We start from the raw sequence: 1,152 nt of genomic DNA on the forward strand, positions 1-1,152 counted from the left end.
GCAAGTCTTGCCAGTTACAACCATTTTTCAGTTGATAAAAGATGCCATCCAAGATTTCGCGCTTGCTCCAGTTAGAAGGTCTTGTTTGCTTCTTCGGCGGTAGGATCTTAGGTAGTAAAGGTTCTATTATTTTCCACTCTTCGTCGGTGAGGCTGCTCTGGTACGGCATGGCATCTGCATTATGTTTTTGCCTTAACGTTACTTCCTTCCAGGGAAAGATGTCAAATGGGTTCTATAGATCTCCTGTTTAGTTACTATTTTTTAGGGTCGAGTTCGACTTTGATCCAGCCCGGTTGTCTTTTGTCAAAAGCTTTGTAAGCCTCAATCGCAGAGGTAAGAGGTTCACGTTGCGTCAGGATTTTTTCAGGATCGACAGCGCCAGTTTCGACCAAATTTACAAGCGTGGGAATATATTTGCGGTGGTTGCAATTTCCCATATTAATCGTGAGATTTTTGTTCATCGCCATACCTAGGGGGAAGAAACGATGAGTTGGCGGATACACGCCAATAATTGACAAAGTTCCAGCTTTGGCTAAACCTTGGACTGCCCAAGTTATCGCTTGTGAAGGTTCATCCCCAGGGTTCCAGTTGCCATTATTGGGGTTAGTTTCTGGCGCAACTTGCTGAACTTCTTGTTGAAATTCTTTTGCTTGCTTTTGTGCTTTTTCGGCGGCGGGGCCTTGATGGGGTTGAGTTGAATCAACACCAACTGCATCGAGCGCGCGATCGACACCAATACCATTAGTCAAACTTTGAATCGTCTCTACAGGATCTTCGGCATTAAAATCAATCACTTCCGCCCCTAAGTCTCTTGCCATCTCTAGACGAGAAGCAATGGTATCTACGGCTAAAATCCGCCCCGCCCCCAATAATTGAGCGCTGGCGATCGCAAACATTCCCACCGGACCACAACCAAACACTGCTACTGTATCACCAGGCGAAATCTCGGCAATTTCTGCCCCAAAATAAGCAGTGGGAAAAATATCAGATAACATGATTGCTTGGTCGTCGGTTACTCCTTGGGGTAGGGCAACCGCATAAAAAATATAGCGTAGGCTAGGGTAAAGTAAAGCAAGTAGAAACAGAGTTAATGAGTCAGACAATTGATGCAAGCATACTGACCCATTTTGCCAGCCGAGAAGAAATACGTGA

2 protein-coding genes are annotated in these 1,152 nt (G+C 45.3%); both read right to left on the reverse strand.

Annotated elements, in window-relative coordinates; all coding sequences use genetic code 11:
• On the reverse strand, positions 1 to 169 hold a 169-nt coding region (locus AC2VE5_RS28370; protein ID WP_486887409.1), incomplete at its 3' end, for a transposase.
• Between the two features lie 85 nt (positions 170 to 254).
• Positions 255 to 1,152: zinc-binding dehydrogenase (locus tag AC2VE5_RS28375; protein ID WP_486890851.1), on the reverse strand; the 898-nt coding region annotated here is incomplete at its 5' end.

The sequence above is a fragment of the Aliterella sp. E5.1 genome, from assembly GCF_057473825.1.